At 46.4% G+C, this 23,091-nt stretch carries 15 protein-coding genes, 1 tRNA gene and 3 rRNA genes; 18 read left to right on the forward strand and 1 reads right to left on the reverse strand.

Going from position 1 to position 23,091, the window contains the following annotated elements; all coding sequences use genetic code 11:
• The first annotated feature begins 10 nt into the window (after positions 1-10).
• The 3 genes from MKY52_RS11780 (at position 11) to MKY52_RS11790 (ending at position 3,691) form a co-directional block, all read left to right on the forward strand.
• Positions 11-1,123, forward strand: a complete 1,113-nt coding sequence (locus MKY52_RS11780; protein WP_341051505.1) for a sensor histidine kinase — start codon at positions 11-13, stop codon at positions 1,121-1,123.
• Between the two features lie 64 nt (positions 1,124-1,187).
• Entirely contained in the window at positions 1,188-1,787 is a 600-nt protein-coding gene (locus MKY52_RS11785) for a hypothetical protein (RefSeq protein ID WP_341051506.1), read from the forward strand.
• Positions 1,784-3,691: a transglycosylase domain-containing protein gene (locus MKY52_RS11790; protein ID WP_341051507.1), complete on the forward strand. Its 1,908-nt coding sequence runs from the start codon at positions 1,784-1,786 to the stop codon at positions 3,689-3,691. Before MKY52_RS11785 ends, MKY52_RS11790 begins: the two co-directional genes overlap by 4 nt.
• A 12-nt stretch (positions 3,692-3,703) precedes the next feature.
• On the opposite strand, the gene MKY52_RS11795 is transcribed toward MKY52_RS11790, so the two are convergent.
• The gene (locus tag MKY52_RS11795; RefSeq protein ID WP_341051508.1) at positions 3,704-4,960 is read right to left on the reverse strand and encodes an MFS transporter; all 1,257 of its coding nucleotides are present in this window, start codon (positions 4,958-4,960) and stop codon (positions 3,704-3,706) included.
• A 412-nt stretch (positions 4,961-5,372) separates the two neighbouring features.
• On the opposite strand from MKY52_RS11795, the gene MKY52_RS11800 reads away from it, so the two are divergent.
• The 15 genes from MKY52_RS11800 to ispF all read left to right on the forward strand — a co-directional run bounded on the left by MKY52_RS11800 (position 5,373) and on the right by ispF (position 23,057).
• A 16S ribosomal RNA gene (locus tag MKY52_RS11800) occupies positions 5,373-6,930 on the forward strand.
• Positions 6,931-7,031: 101 nt separating this feature from the next.
• Positions 7,032-7,107 (forward strand) — tRNA-Ala (locus MKY52_RS11805).
• Positions 7,108-7,288: 181 nt separating this feature from the next.
• Positions 7,289-10,217 (forward strand): 23S ribosomal RNA (locus MKY52_RS11810).
• 128 nt (positions 10,218-10,345) lie between these two features.
• A 5S ribosomal RNA gene (gene rrf, locus MKY52_RS11815) occupies positions 10,346-10,462 on the forward strand.
• The 16S, 23S and 5S rRNA genes sit together here with 1 tRNA gene alongside, the layout of an rRNA operon.
• A 421-nt stretch (positions 10,463-10,883) precedes the next feature.
• Complete coding sequence (locus tag MKY52_RS11820) at positions 10,884-12,056, forward strand: GNAT family N-acetyltransferase (protein ID WP_341051509.1); 1,173 nt, start codon at positions 10,884-10,886, stop codon at positions 12,054-12,056.
• A gap of 387 nt (positions 12,057-12,443) precedes the next feature.
• The gene (locus tag MKY52_RS11825; RefSeq protein ID WP_042131251.1) at positions 12,444-12,905 is read left to right on the forward strand and encodes a CtsR family transcriptional regulator; all 462 of its coding nucleotides are present in this window, start codon (positions 12,444-12,446) and stop codon (positions 12,903-12,905) included.
• A gap of 30 nt (positions 12,906-12,935) precedes the next feature.
• A complete protein-coding gene (locus MKY52_RS11830) occupies positions 12,936-13,460 on the forward strand; it encodes a UvrB/UvrC motif-containing protein (protein WP_042192214.1) in 525 nt (174 codons plus the stop codon).
• Positions 13,461-13,488: 28 nt separating this feature from the next.
• Complete coding sequence (locus MKY52_RS11835) at positions 13,489-14,553, forward strand: protein arginine kinase (protein ID WP_042131249.1); 1,065 nt, start codon at positions 13,489-13,491, stop codon at positions 14,551-14,553.
• 35 nt (positions 14,554-14,588) lie between these two features.
• Positions 14,589-17,057: an ATP-dependent protease ATP-binding subunit ClpC gene (gene clpC / locus MKY52_RS11840; RefSeq protein ID WP_042131248.1), complete on the forward strand. Its 2,469-nt coding sequence runs from the start codon at positions 14,589-14,591 to the stop codon at positions 17,055-17,057.
• 192 nt (positions 17,058-17,249) lie between these two features.
• On the forward strand, positions 17,250-18,617 hold the full coding sequence (gene radA, locus MKY52_RS11845; protein ID WP_042131247.1) for a DNA repair protein RadA: 1,368 nt from the start codon (positions 17,250-17,252) through the stop codon (positions 18,615-18,617).
• A gap of 14 nt (positions 18,618-18,631) precedes the next feature.
• Entirely contained in the window at positions 18,632-19,708 is a 1,077-nt protein-coding gene (gene disA / locus MKY52_RS11850; protein ID WP_341051510.1) for a DNA integrity scanning diadenylate cyclase DisA, read from the forward strand.
• A gap of 64 nt (positions 19,709-19,772) precedes the next feature.
• Positions 19,773-20,510 carry a CDP-diacylglycerol--serine O-phosphatidyltransferase gene (gene pssA / locus MKY52_RS11855; protein WP_042192208.1) on the forward strand — a complete coding sequence of 246 codons (738 nt, stop codon included), beginning with the start codon at positions 19,773-19,775 and terminating at the stop codon, positions 20,508-20,510.
• A 179-nt stretch (positions 20,511-20,689) separates the two neighbouring features.
• Complete coding sequence (locus tag MKY52_RS11860) at positions 20,690-21,778, forward strand: PIN/TRAM domain-containing protein (protein WP_341051511.1); 1,089 nt, start codon at positions 20,690-20,692, stop codon at positions 21,776-21,778.
• A 95-nt stretch (positions 21,779-21,873) separates the two neighbouring features.
• Positions 21,874-22,572 carry a 2-C-methyl-D-erythritol 4-phosphate cytidylyltransferase gene (gene ispD / locus MKY52_RS11865; RefSeq protein ID WP_341051512.1) on the forward strand — a complete coding sequence of 233 codons (699 nt, stop codon included), beginning with the start codon at positions 21,874-21,876 and terminating at the stop codon, positions 22,570-22,572.
• Complete coding sequence (gene ispF / locus MKY52_RS11870) at positions 22,569-23,057, forward strand: 2-C-methyl-D-erythritol 2,4-cyclodiphosphate synthase (protein WP_042192203.1); 489 nt, start codon at positions 22,569-22,571, stop codon at positions 23,055-23,057. Before ispD ends, ispF begins: the two co-directional genes overlap by 4 nt.
• Positions 23,058-23,091 lie beyond the last annotated feature (34 nt).

Genomic DNA, 23,091 nt, shown 5'->3' on the forward strand with positions numbered 1-23,091 from the left:
GTGAGGCTTCTTGAATTCAAAATATATAACTACGATTCGTTGGAAGTTTATATACGCCTTTTTGCTTAGTGTACTTTCTGGTGGATTACTGCTGTTTGCAGGTTACCAGCTCGTTAATTTCATGATCTATCTGAATCCAGCGTCAGAGTCGGCTCCCTATTCACGTATCTTACGCTGGATCATTAATCATATTGGTTCTATGCCACTGCTGACCGCAGCTGGTATTATCAGCTTTTTACTGTTCTTTTTTATCTATACTCGTAAAGTAGTACTGTATCTGGAGGAGATCACCAAAGGAATTCGGGAAATCACAAGCTCCGGGATGTCGCACCGAATTGAAGTCAGAACCACGGACGAGCTGGGAGTGCTGGCTGAGAATATTAATGAAATGGCTGAACGTTTGCAGCACTCTGTGGAAGAGGAACGTAAAGCTGTGAATGCAAAAAATGACTTGATCACGGGTGTCTCCCACGATTTACGAACCCCCCTTACCTCTGTCCTCGGTTTTCTGGAATATATCGAGCAAGATCGATGCCAGGAAGAAGTAGAAATACGATATTACGTGAGCATAGCCTACAACAAATCCCTTGTGCTGCGTAAACTGATCGACGATCTTTTTGAATATACACGCGTAAATAGTGGGGAATACCCTCTGGTTATGGAGCGATTAGATTTAAAAGCATTTATACGGCAGCTAGCGGAGGAGTCAGTTCCCGAACTAACAAAGGCTGAAATGACCTATGAGATCGATGACCAAGCTGGTGAGTTGTGGATAGAGGCTTCCCCTAAAGAATTAGTTCGTGCTTATGAAAATTTGATTACGAACGCGATCCGTTACGGTAGAAGCGGCGGGAAAGTGGAGATTGGTTTCAGTAAAAGGGGAAATGAAGCGGTTGTCCGCATTAGCAATTTTGGAGAGATGATTGCAGAGAGCGATATTCCGTTTATTTTTGAACGATTCTATCGAGCAGAGAAGTCTCGTTCACAGCATACAGGCGGTTCAGGCCTAGGTCTTGCCATTTCCAAAAGTATCGTCGAACGCCACAATGGCGTTATTTATGTAGAAAGCTCCCCGCTTCGGACGGATTTTATCACCTATTTCCCATTCTTCATAGAATCTTAAGAAAACTCTTGGCGGGTTCTTAAGATTTGGAAGATATCCTTGTGAGCACAAGGAGGGAATGACTATGCACAAACTTCGGACGGTTCGCATCCATTATCTTTATATTTTTATAGGGAGTGCTCTTTTGAGTGCTGCCTTTCTTTTTGCTGTCCAGCGGGCAGTTGTTTTGCTGTATTCTCATTATTCGGGGAAGTCAGGCGTCTTTTTTGTTCGTCTTATCCATTGGACCATTAATCATATTGGAACAATCCCTAGCGTCATAATTCTATTTGTTCTATTCTTCAGTGGGTTGTTTATTCTCCGTTCACAGAAAATTGCCGATGATTTGCACACGGTACTGATTGGAAGCTCAGAGTTAGCAGACAAGGGAGTAACAAAAGAAATCAAGGTTCTCTCTGGAGGAGAATTAGGCCAAATCGCCGCTAACCTGAATCGCATGCAAAGAATTGAAGTTCCGAATAGAGGCGTAGCAACAGAAACGATGCAGGACACACCAGCTGTAGCTTTATTGATAAGAACTCGGGCAATTCTCCGTGCTCTCCGTGAGGTAGAGGAGGCTGACAACACGGATGATGGGATGGAAGCCCAAGCACTTCTTGAAGCAGCGAGTGTTGAAGCCCGTAGTATGGAGCGGTTCTTAGAGAACCTGATTATAGAATCATGAATGCCGTTACCGAAAAAAAACAAAGTGTAGCCCATTCAGGCAAGGATGGCAGATGGATCGTGCGTACCCGGATACTCCGTCTGGGGTATTTATTATTTGATGGGAGTATCATTGGAATAATAATAGCGCTCGTGGGTTTGCTTTACGTATTTCAATACGGCGGGCAAGTGGTTAAACAGCAAGAGGATAAACTTCAGCTGCCGGAATCGAGCATCATTAAGACCTCGGACGGGACGACATTACGAATGATCCCTTTACCGGGCTCGGGGTATAGACATTCAGCGGAGCTGGAGGAAATGCCTGCATTATTGATAAATACGTTTTTAGCGGTGGAGGACCGACGCTTTTATAGCCACCAGGGATTAGATTATAAAGGGATTTCTCGCGCTTTTCTAAATAATATTGTGGATATGGATCTCTCTGAGGGCGGGAGTAGTATTACTCAGCAGCTAGCTCGCAATCTTTATTTGAACAGGAACAAGAATGTCATACGTAAGCTAAACGAAGCATCCATTGCTCTTGCCTTGGAGAGGCAGTTATCAAAACAAGAGATTTTAGGGCTTTACCTCAATCAGATTTACATGGGGCGTGGACAATATGGAGTAAAGGCAGCTGCGGAGCGTTACTTCGGCGTATCCGATTTGAAAAAACTAGAAATATGGCAAATCGCCACCCTGGCGGGAATCCCTAAAGGACCGTCTATTTATAATCCGGTAGACAATAGTACATTATCCAAAACAAGAAGCAATCTCGTTCTACAGATCATGCTAGATCAAGGACTGATCACTAATAAACAAATGCTTGAGGCTAGAGATAAACAGTATCACCCTCCCGCCGCAAACAGAGAAGAAGTCATTGGTGTGCATTATGTGGACGCTACGCTTAAGGAAGCGGCTCAGATCACTGGGAAGTCTGTGGAGGAGCTTCGAACGGGTGGCTACACTATCGTTACAGGGTTGGACATTAAAGCACAGCAGGCGCTAGAGCAGGCTTTTCTTAAGGGTTCTTCTTTCCCACCTGACGGAAAAGATCAGCAGGTAGAAGCAGCTATGACCATAATGGATCATCGTACAGGTGAAGTGGTGGCACTGATTGGCGGGCGTGAACAAAACGAGGGGAGCTTGAACAGAGCTACAATTGATGCGCGGCAGCCAGGCTCCAGCTTCAAGCCGATCATTGATTATGGACCCGCGCTAGAGAGCGGGAAGTATAGCCCGAATAGTATACTGTCTGACCGGAAATACGCTTATGGCAATTATGTACCTGAGAATTTGAATGGTGTGTATCAAGGTCAAATCACAATGAGTAGAGCGCTGCAAAAATCCGTGAATGCGCCAGCTGTTTGGCTTTTGAAACAGGTTGGAATCTCTTCTGCACGGCAATTCGCAGCCAAATTAGGAATTGTACTGACGGAGGAGGATAACCATTTATCAATAGCTTTAGGAGGGCTTCATAATGGGGTATCGCCACTTAAAATGACACAAGCCTATGGTGTCTTTGCTAATGGAGGTAAATTCAATGAGGCTCATATGGTACGCACGATAATGGATTCAAAAGGGAAGGTTGTGTATTCACATCTCTCCGAATCACAGCAGGTAATATTGCAGCGAACCGCAGAGGCAATGACGATGATGCTACGTAATGTTGTCAATGAAGGAACGGGCAAAAAAGCGCAAATGAACAGGCCTGTAGCGGGGAAAACCGGAACAACCCAATTGGATCTGCCAGGCGTGAGCAAGAAAGCTAACCGGGATTTGTGGTTTGTTGGTTATACTTCGGAATGGACAGCTGCAGTGTGGATGGGGTTTGATCGTACAAATAAGGATAATTATATGACAGAGGGCAGCGGGAAGGCTGCCGCTCTATTTTCTACAGTCATGAGTAAGGCGTTAAGTGGTTACTGATGTTACTGATGTTTATTGAGCGGCCCATTCTTCTAGTTTCTCGTCTCTAGGAAGCAGGAGAGCAAGGAAACCCAATAGAGGTAGGAATCCACAAGCTATAAACACTTTTGAAATTCCAATGCTGTCAATCAGATTGCCGAGTACCAAGGAGCCAATTCCTCCGAGCCCAAAAGCAAGACCAGTGATTAACCCTGAAACTGTTCCGATATTGCCTGGATAAAGCATCTGAGCATAGATTACAGTAACAGAGAAGCTGGACAAAAGGATGAAGCCGCCAATCAGCAGGAGTATAGCTGCCCACATTTGGTTCACAAAGGGTAGAGCCAGCGCGAAGGGCACTGTTCCGACCATAGAGAGAAGAATGAGATTACGCCGTCCGAAGCGGTCAGCCAGTGGGCCTCCAAAGAATGTACCGACAGCTCCAGCTGCCAGATACATAAAAATATAGATTTGGGCCTTATCGAGCGTCATTTGATATTTGTCCATTAAATAGAAAGCGTAGTAACTTCCGATAGAAGCGCCGTACCAAGATCTTACAAAGACTAGGAACACAAGGATGATTGTTGCCGTTCGAATACTTTTGCGGCGGGCAGGATCAATTGCACGAGCTGTTGACTTCTTATGAAACGTATATCCTGCATCCAGCATCTCTCGATACCAGCGAGCGACATAGGTCTGGACGGCGATTCCGGCAGCCGCAACGATAGTGAAGCCAAGAGCGCCGATCTGCCCAAAGGGAATGAATATCCATTTCGTGAGCATTGGTCCTAAAGATTGTCCAGCATTGCCGCCGACTTGAAATATAGATTGCGAAAGACCTTTCCGCTGACCGGCAGCCATATGAGCAACACGCATGCCTTCGGGATGAAAGGTAGCAGATCCGAAACCGATTAGCATGACGGAAAACAATACAAGAATATAGTTGTTGGCATAAGCCAATAAAAGTACGCCTAGAAATGTGCTGCACATACCCAGTGGTAACAATATAGGACGAGGCTTACGATCTGCCGCATACCCAATGACTGGTTGGATAACGGAGGACGTCATGTTTAAGGCAAAGGAGATCCACCCGATCTGAGCGAAGGAGAGCATTAAGTTATCTTTGAGAATAGGAAAGATTGCAGGGATGACTGCCTGAATAGAATCGTTAAATAAATGAACAAAGCTGACAGCCAGCAAAATCTTATAGATTGTTGCTTGCTGCAGATTACGCTGCTCCTTGTCCTTGGTGTTTGTTTGGGTCGCAGCAGTAGATGGATTGTTTTTCATTTAGACTCCTCTCGTACGTATCATTAGAAGTTAATATATGGGATTACGATAAATTCTATTTAGCCATAAATTAAGGATTATTGGAAACAATTTGTGTTGGTTTGTGCTAGTTTGAAAGTATTTATTCGTAGATTATTTTTATTTCAAAAAAAGCTTGCAAACATAAGAACAGCATGGTATATTATCTCTTGTGCTTATGACGCATCGAACAAATGAAACACAAACGATGAAAAAATAAGTTGACAAGAAATACGACAACATGATATACTCTAATTCCTGTGCAAGAGACAGTTGATGTCGAAATGCCGGGAGCAAGTTCTTTGAAAACTGAACAAATGGAACGCGTTAATTTTTAAAAGATTCATTTAATGAATCGTCAGTTTCAAAATGAGCATATCGCTCTTTTCAATACTAATTGGAGAGTTTGATCCTGGCTCAGGACGAACGCTGGCGGCGTGCCTAATACATGCAAGTCGAGCGGAGTTACTTTGAAAGCTTGCTTTCAAAGTAACTTAGCGGCGGACGGGTGAGTAACACGTAGGCAACCTGCCCCTTAGACTGGGATAACTACCGGAAACGGTAGCTAATACCGGATAATTTCTTTTTTCTCCTGAAGAAAGAATGAAAGACGGAGCAATCTGTCACTGAGGGATGGGCCTGCGGCGCATTAGCTAGTTGGTGGGGTAACGGCCCACCAAGGCGACGATGCGTAGCCGACCTGAGAGGGTGAACGGCCACACTGGGACTGAGACACGGCCCAGACTCCTACGGGAGGCAGCAGTAGGGAATCTTCCGCAATGGACGAAAGTCTGACGGAGCAACGCCGCGTGAGTGATGAAGGTTTTCGGATCGTAAAGCTCTGTTGCCAGGGAAGAACGTCCGGTAGAGTAACTGCTATCGGAGTGACGGTACCTGAGAAGAAAGCCCCGGCTAACTACGTGCCAGCAGCCGCGGTAATACGTAGGGGGCAAGCGTTGTCCGGAATTATTGGGCGTAAAGCGCGCGCAGGCGGTCATTTAAGTCTGGTGTTTAAACCTTGGGCTCAACCTGAGGTCGCACTGGAAACTGGGTGACTTGAGTACAGAAGAGGAAAGTGGAATTCCACGTGTAGCGGTGAAATGCGTAGATATGTGGAGGAACACCAGTGGCGAAGGCGACTTTCTGGGCTGTAACTGACGCTGAGGCGCGAAAGCGTGGGGAGCAAACAGGATTAGATACCCTGGTAGTCCACGCCGTAAACGATGAGTGCTAGGTGTTAGGGGTTTCGATACCCTTGGTGCCGAAGTTAACACAGTAAGCACTCCGCCTGGGGAGTACGGTCGCAAGACTGAAACTCAAAGGAATTGACGGGGACCCGCACAAGCAGTGGAGTATGTGGTTTAATTCGAAGCAACGCGAAGAACCTTACCAGGTCTTGACATCCCTCTGAATCCACTAGAGATAGTGGCGGCCTTCGGGACAGAGGAGACAGGTGGTGCATGGTTGTCGTCAGCTCGTGTCGTGAGATGTTGGGTTAAGTCCCGCAACGAGCGCAACCCTTAACTTTAGTTGCCAGCAAGTAATGTTGGGCACTCTAGAGTGACTGCCGGTGACAAACCGGAGGAAGGTGGGGATGACGTCAAATCATCATGCCCCTTATGACCTGGGCTACACACGTACTACAATGGCCGGTACAACGGGAAGCGAAACCGCGAGGTGAAGCCAATCCCATCAAAGCCGGTCTCAGTTCGGATTGCAGGCTGCAACTCGCCTGCATGAAGTCGGAATTGCTAGTAATCGCGGATCAGCATGCCGCGGTGAATACGTTCCCGGGTCTTGTACACACCGCCCGTCACACCACGAGAGTTTACAACACCCGAAGTCGGTGGGGTAACCCGCAAGGGAGCCAGCCGCCGAAGGTGGGGTAGATGATTGGGGTGAAGTCGTAACAAGGTAGCCGTATCGGAAGGTGCGGCTGGATCACCTCCTTTCTATGGAGAATCGTCTTCTGCAATGAAGACATTCAAATCGGAAGTTAAACTTCCAAAATCATTTAACGCGTATCCATTTGTTCGGTTTTGATGGAATTTGCGGGGCCATAGCTCAGCTGGGAGAGCGCCTGCCTTGCAAGCAGGAGGTCAGCGGTTCGATCCCGCTTGGCTCCACCAACAAACTTCATCTATTTGTTATGTCTAGAATATTTTTAAACTTGATCCTTGAAAACTGGATACCGAAACGAATTTGCGTTTTAGAACATCTTTTAGCTAAAACTTGTGTAAACAAGTACGTTAGTTATTAGCTGGAAGCGAAGATTTTCAATTGTGCGAACAAGCGAAACATCGGAGCGAAGGTTAAGCTAATAAGAGCACACGGAGGATGCCTAGGCGCCAGGAGCCGACGAAGGACGTGGCGAACAACGAAACTGCCTCGGGGAGCTGTAAGCAAGCTTTGATCCGGGGGTGTCCGAATGGGGAAACCCAGCTGTGGTAATTCGCAGTTACTCATCTCTGAACACATAGGAGATGTAGAGGCAGACCAGGGGAACTGAAACATCTAAGTACCCTGAGGAAGAGAAAACAATAGTGATTCCGTCAGTAGCGGCGAGCGAACGCGGAACAGCCTAAACCTAAGAGCTTGCTCTTAGGGGTTGTGGGACGTCTCACATGGAGTTACAAAGGAATATGGTAGGTGAAGAGGTCTGGAAAGGCCCGCGATAGAGGTAAAAGCCCTGTAACCTAAACTGTGTTCTCTCCGAGACGGATCCCGAGTAGTGCGGGGCACGTGAAACCCCGTATGAATCCAGCAGGACCATCTGCTAAGGCTAAATACTACCTGGCGACCGATAGTGAAACAGTACCGTGAGGGAAAGGTGAAAAGCACCCCGGAAGGGGAGTGAAATAGAACCTGAAACCGTGTGCTTACAAAAAGTCAGAGCCCTATTAATGGGTGATGGCGTGCCTTTTGTAGAATGAACCGGCGAGTTACGTTTAACATGCAAGGTTAAGTCGAGAAGACGGAGCCGCAGCGAAAGCGAGTCTGAATAGGGCGATTGAGTATGTGGACGTAGACCCGAAACCGTGTGATCTACCCCTGTCCAGGGTGAAGGTGCGGTAACACGCACTGGAGGCCCGAACCCACGCATGTTGAAAAATGCGGGGATGAGGTGGGGGTAGCGGAGAAATTCCAATCGAACTCGGAGATAGCTGGTTCTCCCCGAAATAGCTTTAGGGCTAGCCTCGGTATAAGAGTAGTGGAGGTAGAGCACTGATTGGGTGCGGGGTCCGCAAGGATTACCAAGCTCAGTCAAACTCCGAATGCCATATACTTATTGCCGGGAGTCAGACAGTGAGTGCTAAGATCCATTGTCAAAAGGGAAACAGCCCAGACCATCAGCTAAGGTCCCCAAGTGTGTGTTAAGTGGGAAAGGATGTGGAGTTGCACAGACAACCAGGATGTTGGCTTAGAAGCAGCCACCATTGAAAGAGTGCGTAATAGCTCACTGGTCGAGTGACTCTGCGCCGAAAATGTAACGGGGCTAAACACACCACCGAAGCTATGGCTAGATACGTATGTATCTGGGGTAGGGGAGCGTTGTATGTGGGTTGAAGGTGTACCGTAAGGAGCGCTGGACAGCATACAAGTGAGAATGCCGGTATGAGTAACGAAAAGATCAGTGAGAATCTGATCCGCCGAAAGCCCAAGGTTTCCTGAGGAAGGCTCGTCCGCTCAGGGTAAGTCGGGACCTAAGGCGAGGCCGAAAGGCGTAGTCGAAGGACAACAGTTTGAAATTACTGTACCACCGTAATCCGCTATGAGCGATGGGGTGACGCAGGAGGGTAGTGACGCGGACTGATGGATATGTCCGTCTAAGCAGTGAGGCTGATGTGTAGGCAAATCCGCACATCATTAAGGCTGGGCTGTGATGGGGAGCGAAAATTACAGTAGCGAAGGTCATGATCTCACACTGCCAAGAAAAGCCTCTAGCCAGGAGAAGGTGCCCGTACCGCAAACCGACACAGGTAGGCGAGAAGAGAATTCTAAGGCGCGCGGAAGAACTCTCGTTAAGGAACTCGGCAAAATGACCCCGTAACTTCGGGAGAAGGGGTGCCCCGGTAGTGTGAATAGCACGAGGGGGCCGCAGTGAAAAGGCCCAAGCGACTGTTTAGCAAAAACACAGGTCTGTGCGAAGCCGCAAGGCGAAGTATACGGGCTGACGCCTGCCCGGTGCTGGAAGGTTAAGGGGAGTGGTTAGGGGTAACCCGAAGCTATGAACCGAAGCCCCAGTAAACGGCGGCCGTAACTATAACGGTCCTAAGGTAGCGAAATTCCTTGTCAGGTAAATTCTGACCCGCACGAATGGCGTAACGACTTGGGCGCTGTCTCAACGAGAGATCCGGTGAAATTTTAATACCTGTGAAGATGCAGGTTACCCGCGACAAGACGGAAAGACCCCATGGAGCTTTACTGCAGCTTGATATTGAATTTGGGTACGATCTGTACAGGATAGGTGGGAGCCGTAGAAATCGGAGCGCAAGCTTCGGTGGAGGCGCCGTTGGGATACCACCCTGATCGTATCTAGGTTCTAACCTAGTACCCTAACCGGGTACGGGGACCGTGTCAGGCGGGCAGTTTGACTGGGGCGGTCGCCTCCTAAAGAGTAACGGAGGCGTTCCAAGGTTCCCTCAGAATGGTTGGAAATCATTCGAAGAGTGCAAAGGCATAAGGGAGCTTGACTGCGAGACCTACAAGTCGAGCAGGGACGAAAGTCGGACTTAGTGATCCGGTGGTACCGCATGGAAGGGCCATCGCTCAACGGATAAAAGCTACCCTGGGGATAACAGGCTTATCTCCCCCAAGAGTCCACATCGACGGGGAGGTTTGGCACCTCGATGTCGGCTCATCGCATCCTGGGGCTGAAGTAGGTCCCAAGGGTTGGGCTGTTCGCCCATTAAAGCGGTACGCGAGCTGGGTTCAGAACGTCGTGAGACAGTTCGGTCCCTATCTGTCGTGGGCGCAGGAAATTTGAGAGGAGCTGTCCTTAGTACGAGAGGACCGGGATGGACGTACCGCTGGTGCACCAGTTGTTTCGCCAGAAGCATGGCTGGGTAGCTACGTACGGACGGGATAAGCGCTGAAAGCATCTAAGCGTGAAGCCCCCCTCAAGATGAGATTTCCCAATTAGTAAGACCCCTTGAAGACGACGAGGTAGATAGGTTGGAGGTGGAAGTGCAGTAATGCATGGAGCTGACCAATACTAATCGGTCGAGGGCTTATCCTACACTTAAAACGCAAATTCAATTCGGATTCAGTTTTCAGGCATCAAGCCTGTAACACGCTAAGAAATTCATTCTCACTTCTGGTGATGAACGAAATTTCACGCGGCAGCGTCTGTTTCACAGACGCATGTTTGGTGGCGATAGCGGAGGGGTTCCACGCGTACCCATCCCGAACACGACCGTTAAGCCCTCCAGCGCCGATGGTACTTGGACCGAAGGGTCCTGGGAGAGTAGGACGTTGCCAAGCACAATTAGACCACTGTTGAGTAATCGACAGTGGCTTTTTTGCGTTTATTATAGACTGTGGAAAACTTGTGGATAAACTTTTGGATTTGCAGAAAAAGTTACGCACATGTGGATAGATGATTGAAAGAGAAATAATCCCTAAATAGTGTGGATTAAATACATATTTATATGGATCTGTCAACAGAAAACCTAAGTAGTACACGGGTTGCTGTGGATATAGCCGGGATTATGTGGATAGAGTTATTGATAAGTGGATAACTATTTTAACTTGGATGTGACAAGATTTCAAGACTATTTTTAAAACTGTATAGAGCTGTGGATAACTAAAAATAAAGTTATAAATAATGCAATAGATTAGCGCACAATTGACGCTCTTGTTATACTTATCCTAAAAGTAATTTTATAAAGGATGAGGTGAGTTTGTGGTAATAAGACAGTTACGTTCGGAAGAATTCGATGCAAGCATGAACTTGTCAGAATATGCTTTTCAGTACAAGCTTCCTAGTGAAAAAAGAGCAAGTGCTAAGGAAAGATTCAAGCCTGAACAGGTATGGGGTGCTTTTGAGGACGGAACATTGGAAGCTAAATTGACGATTATTCCTTTCCAAGTCTACATACAGGGCAGAGTGGTACCTATGGGTGGTATAGCAGGAGTGGCTACATGGCCAGAGAACCGCAGACAAGGACATGTGGCAAATCTTTTGTCTCATGCACTGCATACGATGAATGAGGCGGGGCAAACGCTCTCTTTTCTACACCCATTCTTGATTCCGTTCTATCGTAAATTTGGCTGGGAGGTTTATTGTGAATATAAGAAATACTCTATTCCAGTAGCGAAATTTCCTAAAAAGGTTGAAGTTGAGGGCAAGGTTAAACGGGACATAAAGGATATCGAAGTATTGGATAGCCTATATACTCGATTCGCTGTCAGTTATAACGGGACACTTAAGCGCGATTTGGACTGGTGGGAGAACTCTGTTCTAGATGATGAAGGAAAGAGTGCAGTATTTTACTCCAAGAGTGGTGAACCAGAGGGATATGTGCTGTATAAGGTAGAGAACAGAGAACTGGTCATTGATGAATTTGTTTTTTTGAATGAACAAGCCCGGCAGGGGCTGTGGACATTTCTTGCGAACCATGATTCGATGGTGACAGGTGCATCCTTAAAGCTAGTGCCTTCGGATGACATGTTACCTTTCTTGCTGCCAGATCCACGTATAGGACAAGAGAATTATCCTTATTTTATGGGGCGGATTGTTAATGCCAAGTCATTCATTGAAACTTACGCCTTCAGAGGAAACAGTAGTCAAAAGAAGCAGCTTATATATATCGAAGATAAGTATGCACCTTGGAATGATGGGTTATGGGCATGGAATATCTCTAATGAGGGCTCGGCTACTTTGATACGAGTGGAAGGGGAACGGGCGGAAGCAGACTTGAGCTGTGATATAGGCACTTTGACGGCCTTGATGCTTGGGTACAAACGACCAACAGAGATGGCTCGTTATGGAAGTGTCTCTGGCCACGCAGCAGCACTGGAATGGTTTGAAGAAATTATTCCACAAGCACAGACAGCTTTATTTGATCATTTTTAAAAATATAACAAAGTATAAGTTTCACGCTATACATTATCTTTATATTTCTCGCATAAACGCTTATCGCCCTAATAAGGATACCGAAGGCGTTTATACTTGACAAAAATTAGGCTCTCCCCTTCGAAAGAAGTTGGGAGAGTTCTTTATTTCCGAATACATTCGCTGAAAAAAGTGAAAAATAAGAGAATCCACTTGGAATTAGCACAGAATATGTTATAATATTAAAAAGTCAAAGAAAGTCAAAGTCAACGAAGCATAATGACAGCGATCCGATCCTTTGAACACGTGGGAATATCCACAAATGTTTAAGTTCAATTAAAGACCATTGTCATTATGAATGCAAGTTGCAATCGGTATTATAAAGATTTAAGCACTGGAGGATGAGTGATGCGCAATATCTCTGATATTATCGAACAATATCTGAAGAATATTTTGCATGAAAGTCCCGAAGGTACGGTGGAAATCCAGCGAAATGACCTGGCGGACCAGTTCTCATGCGTACCGTCACAGATCAATTATGTCATCAGTACACGCTTTACTCTAGAAAAAGGTTATGTGGTGGAAAGTAAGCGTGGTGGCGGGGGATATATTCGTATTCAACGTTTTGAATTACCACCTAACGTGGCACTGCATGCCCATTTAAACCATACTATAGGTGGCGGGATTGATCAGAACGCTGCTGAAGGGCTGATTTATCAGCTGGAGGAAGCTGGTTTTCTAAGTAAGCGTGAAGCGTGCCTTATGCGCGCTGCTGTTTCTCGGGAATGCCTAACGGTTAAGATTCCATACCGGGATGAGATTCGTGCCAAGATTATGAAGGCGATGTTAATCTCTTTGTTAGGCAAATAATTGTCAACCATAAGGGAGGGGCTTTCGCTTATGCAATGCCAGGAATGTGGCGTCAAGCCGGCAACACTCCACTTCACTAAGATCGTGAATGGAGAGAAGACGGAGTTTCATATCTGCGAGAGCTGTGCACGGGAGAAGGGTGAACTCATTCCCGGAACGGCTGGAGGATTCTCCATCCACAGTCTGCTCTCAGGTCTGCTTGATCTTGAAGGTGCCGGCAAGGAGAAGTCGGCTGCAACGAAGACTACGCAGAGTCTGCAATGTGAGAATTGTGGGATGACGTACTCCCAGTTTAGCAAATTAGGCCGTTTTGGCTGTAGCTCCTGTTATGAATATTTTAACAGCGCACTGGACCCGCTTTTTAAGCGAGTGCATGGCAGTACTTCACATGTAGGTAAGATTCCGAAACGTGCAGGAGCTCAGATTGTGTTTAGACGCCAAATTGATGAACTCAAGCAGGAATTACAGCAAAGTATTACACAAGAAGAATTCGAGAAAGCAGCGGAGCTTCGAGATCAGATTCGTAAACTTGAAAAAGAAATAGCACAAGAGTAAAGTCTTTGATATATAGGGGGGATATGACATGTCAAGTCTCCGATTTACTGAACAAGCGCTTAGTGATTGGATGCGTTCTGGAGGTAGTCACTCCGAGATTGTAATTAGCAGTCGTATGCGTATTGCCCGTAATCTAGAGCATCTTCCGTTCCCAATGCTGGCTTCCTTAGAGCAATCGGAAGAAGTATTAGAGCTACTGGCTCCTGTGTTTCATGAGGAAGCAGCTGCAGATTTCGGATCTTTTCAACTCCTAAAGCTTGATGAAGTGAATGAACTGGACAAAAAGGTCCTGGTTGAAAAGCATCTAATCAGTCCTAACTTGGCTAATGATTCGCGCAGTGCGGCTGTCTTATTAAATGAAGATGAGTCGGTCAGCATCATGATTAACGAAGAGGACCATCTGCGAATCCAATGTCTGTTTCCTGGTCTTCAGGTTAGAGAAGCATGGGAACGTGCGACGGCGATCGATGACATATTCGAGGCAGCTGTCAATTACGCTTTTGATGATAAAAGAGGATATTTGACTAGTTGTCCCACCAATGTTGGTACTGGGCTTCGTGCCTCGGTAATGCTGCATCTACCAGCGCTTGTAATGACTCATCAGATCAATCGCATCTTGTCTGCAGTGAACCAAGTGGGATTGACTGTAAGAGGAATTTACGGTGAGGGTAGCGAAGCAGTAGGGAACATCTTTCAAATTTCTAATCAGATCACTCTCGGTCAAACGGAAAGTGAAATTATAGAGAACCTTCACAGTGTAGTTACCCAGATTATTGAGCATGAGCGAAATGCACGTGAACGGTTGCTTGTTGATTCCGCTCTGAGAATAACAGACCGAGTGAAGCGTTCTTACGGAATTTTATGTTATGCAGCTCTTATGGAGCTTAAGGAATCTGCTCAACGCCTGTCTGATGTGAGACTTGGGGTTGACCTTGGCATTCTGGAAGGTCTTTCGATTTCAGTGCTTAATGAACTTAACGTTAAGACACAGCCAGGATTTCTGCAAAAGATGTTCGGCGATGAGCTGAACGCCACTGAACGAGATATGTATCGGGCAAAACTGCTCCGAGAGACACTGGGAACACAACATTAATATAGATATTTATTATTCATGGAGGTGCAGGAGATATGATGTTTGGAAGATTTACGGAACGCGCACAAAAAGTGCTAGCGCTGGCGCAGGAAGAAGCTGTTCGTTTAGGACACAACAATATTGGTACAGAACATATTTTGCTCGGACTTATTCGTGAAGGAGACGGCATTGCTGCTAAGGCATTAATAGCTTTAGGGCTAGGTCTTGAAAAAATCCAGGACGAAGTGGAGACACTGATTGGCAGAGGTCAAGAACAGCCTACGAACATTGCTTATACTCCTCGCGCTAAAAAAGTGATTGAGCTGTCGATGGACGAAGCCCGCAAATTGGGTCATACGTATGTTGGCACTGAGCATATTTTGCTTGGACTTATCCGTGAAGGGGAAGGTGTCGCGGCTCGTGTGCTTAATAACCTCGGCATCAGCTTGAACAAAGCTCGTCAACAAGTTCTTCAGCTCCTGGGAAGCAGCGAGGCTGCCTCTAGTCATAGCGGGACTCCGGCTAACGTCAGCACACCGACCCTAGATGGTCTTGCGCGCGATTTGACCGCTTATGCTAAGGAAGGTAATCTAGACCCAGTTATCGGCCGTAGTAAGGAAATTGAACGTGTTATTCAGGTACTGAGTCGCCGAACTAAGAATAACCCGGTACTGATCGGTGAACCTGGTGTTGGTAAAACAGCTATCGCTGAAGGACTTGCACAAAAGATTATCAATAATGAAATCCCAGAAACACTTCGCGACAAACGCGTCATGACGCTCGACATGGGCTCAGTAGTGGCTGGAACAAAATATCGCGGTGAGTTTGAAGACCGCCTCAAGAAAATTATGGATGAGATTCGCCAAGCAGGTAATATCGTGCTCTTTATCGATGAGCTTCATACGCTGATCGGCGCTGGTGGCGCGGAAGGTGCAATTGATGCTTCTAACATTCTGAAGCCGGCTTTAGCCCGTGGAGAACTTCAGTGCATTGGTGCGACTACGCTTGACGAATATCGTAAATATATTGAAAAAGATGCTGCTTTGGAGCGTCGTTTCCAACCAATTACGGTGGATCAGCCATCACCAGAAGAAGCGGTCCAAATTCTGTTCGGACTTCGCGATCGTTATGAAGCGCATCACCGTGTGAAGATTACGGATGAAGCTATAGTGGAAGCAGTGAAATTGTCGGATCGTTACATCCCGGATCGTTTCCTGCCAGATAAAGCGATTGACCTTATCGATGAAGCAGGATCAAAAGTAAGGCTTCACTCTTACACCATCCCGCCAAATCTGAAGGAACTTGAAATGCGCTTGGATGATATCCGCAAGGAGAAAGATTCCGCAGTGCAGAGTCAAGAGTTTGAAAAAGCGGCGGCCTTGCGTGATACAGAGCAAAAAATCCGTGAAGAGCTTGATACGACAAAGAATCAATGGAAAGAAAAACAGGGTCGCACGGATTCAGAGGTTACACCTGAAGACATCGCACAGGTTGTAGCTAGCTGGACGGGTATACCTGTAAGCAAGCTGAAGGAAGAGGAGACCGACCGTCTACTTAACATGGAGGCTTTACTGCATGAACGAGTGATCGGTCAGGACGAAGCTGTTAAGGCAGTTAGCCGGGCACTACGCCGTGCGCGTGCGGGTCTTAAAGATCCGAAACGTCCAATGGGTTCCTTTATCTTCCTCGGTCCTACAGGTGTAGGTAAAACTGAGTTGGCTCGTGCATTGGCTGAAGCCATGTTCGGCGATGAGAATGCGGTCATCCGTATTGATATGTCGGAATACATGGAGAAGCACTCCACGTCCCGCTTAGTAGGAGCCCCTCCTGGATATGTTGGCTATGAAGAAGGTGGCCAATTAACTGAGAAGGTACGCCGTAAACCTTATTCTGTAGTGCTGCTTGATGAAATTGAAAAAGCGCACCCAGAAGTATTCAATATTCTGCTGCAAGTTCTTGAAGACGGTCGTTTGACTGACTCTAAAGGACGGGTAGTCGATTTCCGTAATACATTAATTATTCTGACTTCTAACGTAGGCGCACAAGCGATCAAGAAGAATTCGACACTTGGATTCACAGCTGTGCAAGATGCTGGAGCAGAATACGGTAATATGAAGGGCAAGGTTATGGAAGAGCTTAAGAAGAGCTTCCGTCCTGAGTTCTTGAACCGGATTGACGAAATCATCGTCTTCCATTCTCTCGATGAGAAGCATATTGCTGAAATCGTTACGTTGATGTCTGATGAGCTGCGCAAGCGGCTGCGTGAATATGATGTTGATTTCGTACTCACGGATGCGGCGAAGGCTTTCCTGGCTAAGGAAGGCTACGACCCAGCCTTTGGTGCACGTCCATTGCGTCGTGCGATTCAGAAGCATATTGAAGACCGTCTTTCTGAGGAATTGCTCCGAGGAAATATCCAAAAGGGTGATTCACTCAACATTGATGAAGTTGGCGGAGAACTTGTAGTGAATAAAGTGGATGCTCCTGTAGCGCCATTGCTTGAAAAAGAAGTAGAATCCGAATAAAAAAACGGAATAAAAAAAGCTTCCGCTCCTCAGTTTATAGAGGGGCGGAAGCTTTTTTAATATAAATTTATCACTTGAAAATATACATTTAGTACAAATTCCGAATGACCTTTCGTTAAAGGGGCAGAAATGGTAAACTTTCATTAGAAGAAAATATCCGCAATTTAAAAGTTCGGACCGTAAGGAGAACAAATGGCTAAACCAAAAACTAAATTTTTTTGCACCGATTGTGGATACGAATCGCCAAAATGGTTCGGAAAATGTCCCGGGTGCCAAGCTTGGAACTCCATGGTGGAGGAAACGGAAAGCGTAGTCAAAACACAGGGAATGAATGCCCCTATTTTTCATAGTAAAGAAAAGGCACAATCGATCATAAGTATAGAAAGTGACAAGGAACCGCGCATACTGACAGGTATAGGTGAGCTTAACCGTGTTCTCGGTGGGGGGATCGTACCAGGATCGCTGGTACTAGTAGGGGGAGACCCAGGAATCGGTAAATCTACGCTCTTATTACAGACGTCGCATGCTCTGACAACTCAGGGATTGCGAGTGCTGTACATTTCGGGCGAAGAATCGGTAAGGCAAACTAAACTACGCGCGGATCGCCTCGGTGCGTTGTCAGCTGAGCTATATGTACTATGTGAGACGAATATGGAAAGCATAGAAGAAGCGATTGAACAAATTCAGCCGCAATTTCTTGTTATCGATTCGATTCAGACTGTATTTATGCCAGAAGTAACTAGTGCGCCAGGCAGTGTGACCCAGGTTCGGGAATGTACGACAAGATTTATGCGTATCGCTAAGATTCGGGGAATTGCTACAGTTCTCGTTGGGCATGTCACCAAGGAAGGCGCTATTGCAGGCCCACGGATGCTTGAACATATGGTGGATTGTGTGCTGTATTTTGAGGGAGAGCGGCATCATACGTATAGACTCCTGCGGGCTGTAAAGAACCGCTTCGGTTCAACGAATGAAATCGGCATTTTCGAAATGGGTGAAGTGGGTCTAACAGAAGTAGAAAATCCATCGGAGCTCTTCTTATCGGAGCGTCCACTCGGCGTAGCCGGATCTACAGTCGTGGCTAGTATGGAAGGGACTAGACCGGTGCTTGTTGAGCTTCAGGCTCTTATCGCTGCCACTCATTTCCCCTCCCCACGCCGGGTGTGCACAGGTATGGATCACCAGCGGATGGCACTCATTATCGCTGTACTCGAGAAGCGGATGGGCATGTTCCTGCAAAATCAGGATGCATACCTTAATGTTGCTGGAGGCGTGAAGCTGGATGAACCGGCGATTGATTTAGCAGTAGCTGTTAGTATCGCTTCCAGCTTTCGTGATATTTCAACAAAACCTTACGATGTTTTCTTCGGTGAAGTAGGACTTACAGGTGAAGTAAGAGGTGTTTCACGCGCGGAAATGCGTGTGAAGGAGGCCGCGAAGCTAGGCTTCCGGCGGGTGATCATGCCAGAGAAAAGTTTGAAGGGCTGGAAGCACCCGCAAGATATCCAGATTATTGGCGTCAGTACCGTAGCAGATGCACTATCGGTCGCGTTAGATTAGGGGGCACAGGGATTATGAAAGAATATAACCAATCAGAGAATATGAATGATCTGCTCAGACTGGCGGCACCGGGGACACCTTTTCGGGAAGGTCTTGAGAATGTGCTGCGCGCTAAGACGGGAGCACTAATCGTCGTTGGGTATAGTCCTGAGGTGATGGAGGTAGTGGATGGAGGATTCTCCATTAACTGCGATTTTTCGCCCAATTATTTATATGAGCTCGCCAAAATGGACGGTGCCATTATTCTTAGTGAGGATTTGAAACGAATTTTGTATGCAAATACACAGCTAATTCCGGATTCGTCCATCTCTTCAATCGAGACAGGCATTCGTCACCGGACCGCCGAGCGCGTAGCGAAGCAAACAGGTAAACTGGTTGTTTCTATTTCACAGCGCCGCAATATTATTACCCTGTATCAAGGTTCCATTCGGTATGCGTTAAAAGAAATCGGAGCTATTTTGGCTAAAGCTAATCAAGCGATTCAGACCCTCGAAAAGTACAAAGCGGTTCTTACACAAGGACTGACGAATTTGTCTGCTTCGGAGTATGAGGGAATCGTAACCGTAGCTGAAGTGGTCGGAGTGATTCAGCGGGTAGAGATGGTTCTACGCATAAAAATGGAGATCAAACGATATATAAATGAACTAGGCAATGAAGGACGCTTAATCAGCATGCAGATGGAAGAACTGGTTGGAAATACAGAGGAAGAAGCATGGCTCCTATACAGAGACTATGCTAAGGAAGAGCAAGAAGATAAAATTCGTGAAATTATTGCCGGTCTCAAACGTATTAGTGATGATGACCTAATGGATGACAACCATATTGCTCGATTGCTGGGCTACTCTTCTACGGCAATCTCTTCCGAAGAGGTGGTTACTCCGCGTGGATATCGTCTGCTCAACAAGATTCCGCGGCTTCCAAATGTGATCATTCATAATCTGGTGGAGCGGTTTGAAATGCTGCCTAATTTGATGTCTGCAAGCATAGCTGAACTGGATGAAGTGGACGGAATTGGGGAGGTGCGGGCTCGTAATATTCAGGATGGGCTCAAACGTTTACAGAAGCAAGTTCTTATTGACAGGCAAATGTAAATAACATACAATCACGTAATATTGGAGCTGTTTAAGGCCAATGTGAGAAAATTGAGGTGAAGAAATGATACAAAAATCAATTCCGAGTCTTTTTACCATAGGTAACTTGATGCTCGGAATGTTTGGTATCATGATGGCGTTTGACGGTAAAGTTAGCATGGCCGCTATCATGGTTATTATTGCTATGCTGTTAGACGGATTAGATGGCCGGGTTGCTCGCGCACTTAAATGTGAGAGTGAATTTGGTAAGGAATTGGACTCTTTGTCTGATGTAGTTTCTTTTGGAGTAGCACCGGCTGTTATTATGTACGTCTCAAGCCTGCATGATTTAAATTCTGCATTAGCCTGGACAGTAACTGCAATTTTCCCGGTGTTTGGTGCATTGCGCCTAGCTCGCTTTAATGTTCATCCAGGGGTTCCTGGTTATTTCATCGGATTGCCAATTCCTGCTGCTGGTGGTGTACTTGCCACATTAGCTCTTTTTAATAAAGATGTTTCTGCTCCATTTATGATCGTGGCTACATTGCTCTTATCATATTTGATGGTCAGCACTGTTAAATATCCTAATTTTAAGAAGGTTGGATTACCTAAAAAAGTGGTTGTCGGAGCGCCAGTAGTCATTGTTGTTGCCGTGGCTGTTGCTGTTGTGTTCCCTGAACAAATTGCTAAGCTAATCTTCGTCTTACTTGGGATTTACGCGTTATATGGTTTTAAACAAAACATCGATCGATTGACAGCCAGACGCCGTCACCGTCGTAGAAGACGTTCTGAAGATAAAGTGTATCACTCGAAGAACGGTTAAAGCAGTCTTGTAGTAAGGTTGAACTAATATAATTATAGCTAGAGGCTTTGTCGTCCTTAGGGGATGGCAAAGCCTTTTTGCAATTCCAGCGCTACCCCAAGTTTATCGTCTTGAAAATTGGAACATACTGGTGAGGTATAGATCATTCAAGGATGAATAAAAAGGAGGTGCGTTAGGTTATGTGGAAAAAAGTGATATTGTCTTTTGCTTTAATATGTGGTGCTTGGTCTGGTTTTTCGCTATACCATGCGCTTGAAAAAGGATTCCCCAAGGGGATGGAAAAGCTGAGTGAAAGTTTACCTGTAGAAGGAAGCATTTTATTTACGGTGCTGGGTGCCATTATTTTTTTGTTTGCGGGGTCTTTATGCGCGGAATGGGGAGGTTCAAAACTGCGGGAGGCGGTTCTGTACTGTTCGCGTATACCAATGAATGAATTGGCTGCAGGTGCAGCTGGGCTTACAGGGGGGCTTCTGCTATCTCTTCTGTTATATCCTGCTATGATTTGGCTTGGAAAAGCTGGGCAGTTGCTGCAGGTACCCGTTACGATAGCTTTTGGATATATGGGGCTGCGGATCGGTCTGGAGAAAAAAGAGGAACTAGCTGCACTTTGGACAACTGGACGCTGGGGGCAAGCGGCTGAACCGGAAGGTCGTGGCCTGGAGGAGCATAAAATCCTCGATACAAGCGTTATTATTGATGGTCGGATCGCCGATATTTGCAAAACTGGATTTATTGAGGGAACGATTGTCATACCGGAATTCGTACTTGAGGAGCTCCAGCATATCGCAGATTCTTCCGATCTACTGAAGCGTAATCGCGGACGGCGGGGACTTGATATTCTCAATAAAATCCAAAAAGAGCTCGATGTGAAGGTATTAATCTACGAGGGAGATTTTGAAGAAATCTCTGAGGTGGATAGTAAGCTGGTGAAGTTAGCGAAGGTACTGCGAGGTAAAGTAGTTACCAATGACTTTAACTTGAATAAGGTTTGCGAATTACAAGGAGTCTCAGTCCTGAATATTAATGATCTTGCGAATGCCGTGAAGCCCGTAGTGTTGCCTGGTGAGGAAATCGTAGTTCAGGTCATTAAGGATGGCAAAGAGCATGGACAAGGCGTAGCCTATTTAGACGATGGAACAATGATCGTTGTGGAAGGCGGACGGGAATATATCGGAACTACGATGGAGGTTCTCGTCACGAGTGTGCTTCAAACTTCAGCTGGACGGATGATATTTGCGAAGCCAAAGCTCTTGGAAAAAGCACAATAAGCGTAGATAAAGTGCACGGCAAATGTCCTATGGGTTGGAAATGCCCGCCAAACACGTTATGATGGGAATATACGTGAAAGACAGGAGCCTGAGTAATGTCAAACGGTGTGGGCGTCGTCATTGTGGCGGCAGGCAGAGGAACGCGAATGGGGACTGTAGAGAGCAAGCAATATCTGTTACTGCAGGGTAAACCAATCATCGTTCATACGCTGGAAGTATTTCAGCAGCACGAATTGATTTCTGAAATCGTGCTCGTAACCGGTAAGGAAGATATTGAGCGCTGCCAGGAATGGATACAGCTCTATAAGCTGGACAAGGTTAAGGCTATAGTACCTGGTGGATCTGAGCGTCAGCATTCCGTATATAAAGGATTGTTGAAACTTACGACACAGTGGGTAATGGTACATGATGGTGTTCGTCCGTTTGTGCAGCCGAATGAAATTGAGGCATGTTACGAGCGAGCGAAGCAGATCGGTGCTTCAGTTCTTGCTGTACCAGTCAAAGATACGATCAAACAGGTAGATAACGAAGGCAAAGTACTGTCTACGCCGGATCGGCGAAGTCTGTGGGCGATTCAAACCCCGCAGACTTTTCGTCTTTCTGAATTGCTGGATGCCTATGCGGCCGCGGAGCGGGATGCATTTCTAGGTACTGATGATTCCAGCTTGGCAGAGCGTGCTGGTATTCCGGTTTCTGTGGTAGAGGGAAGCTACAGAAATATTAAGATTACGACGCCAGATGATTTGGATTTTGCAGAATTCACAGAAAGAAACAGGGGAGAGGGACAATCATGATCGCTGTAGGACAAGGGTTTGATGTACATCAACTGGTTGAGGGAAGGCCTTGTATTATTGGAGGCGTTACGATTCCTTATGAAAAAGGATTAGTAGGACATTCCGATGCCGATGTGCTGCTGCACGCAGTAAGTGACGCGATTCTAGGCGCACTAGGACTTGGTGATATTGGCAGACATTTTCCGGACACAGATCCAGCGTTTAAGGACGCGGATAGCTTGAAATTATTAGAACAAGTGTGGGCACTTGCTAGCGAGCGAGGTTATAAGCTTGGAAATATCGATTCAACGATTATTGCCCAAAAACCAAAGATGGCGCCATACATTCCACAAATGACGGAGATTATCGCTCGTGCGCTTCACGCGGACCCGTCCAAGGTGAACGTTAAAGCTACGACTACTGAACAGCTTGGTTTTGCCGGTCGTGGTGAAGGAATTGCCGCACAATCTATTGTCTGTCTACTCCAAGATGTGATATCATCTTGAGATGGTCTAAGTAGCAAATCTAAGTTTTAACCAT

Source organism: Paenibacillus sp. FSL P4-0184, assembly GCF_038004625.1.
Classification (GTDB): Bacteria; Bacillota; Bacilli; order Paenibacillales; family Paenibacillaceae; genus Paenibacillus_AQ.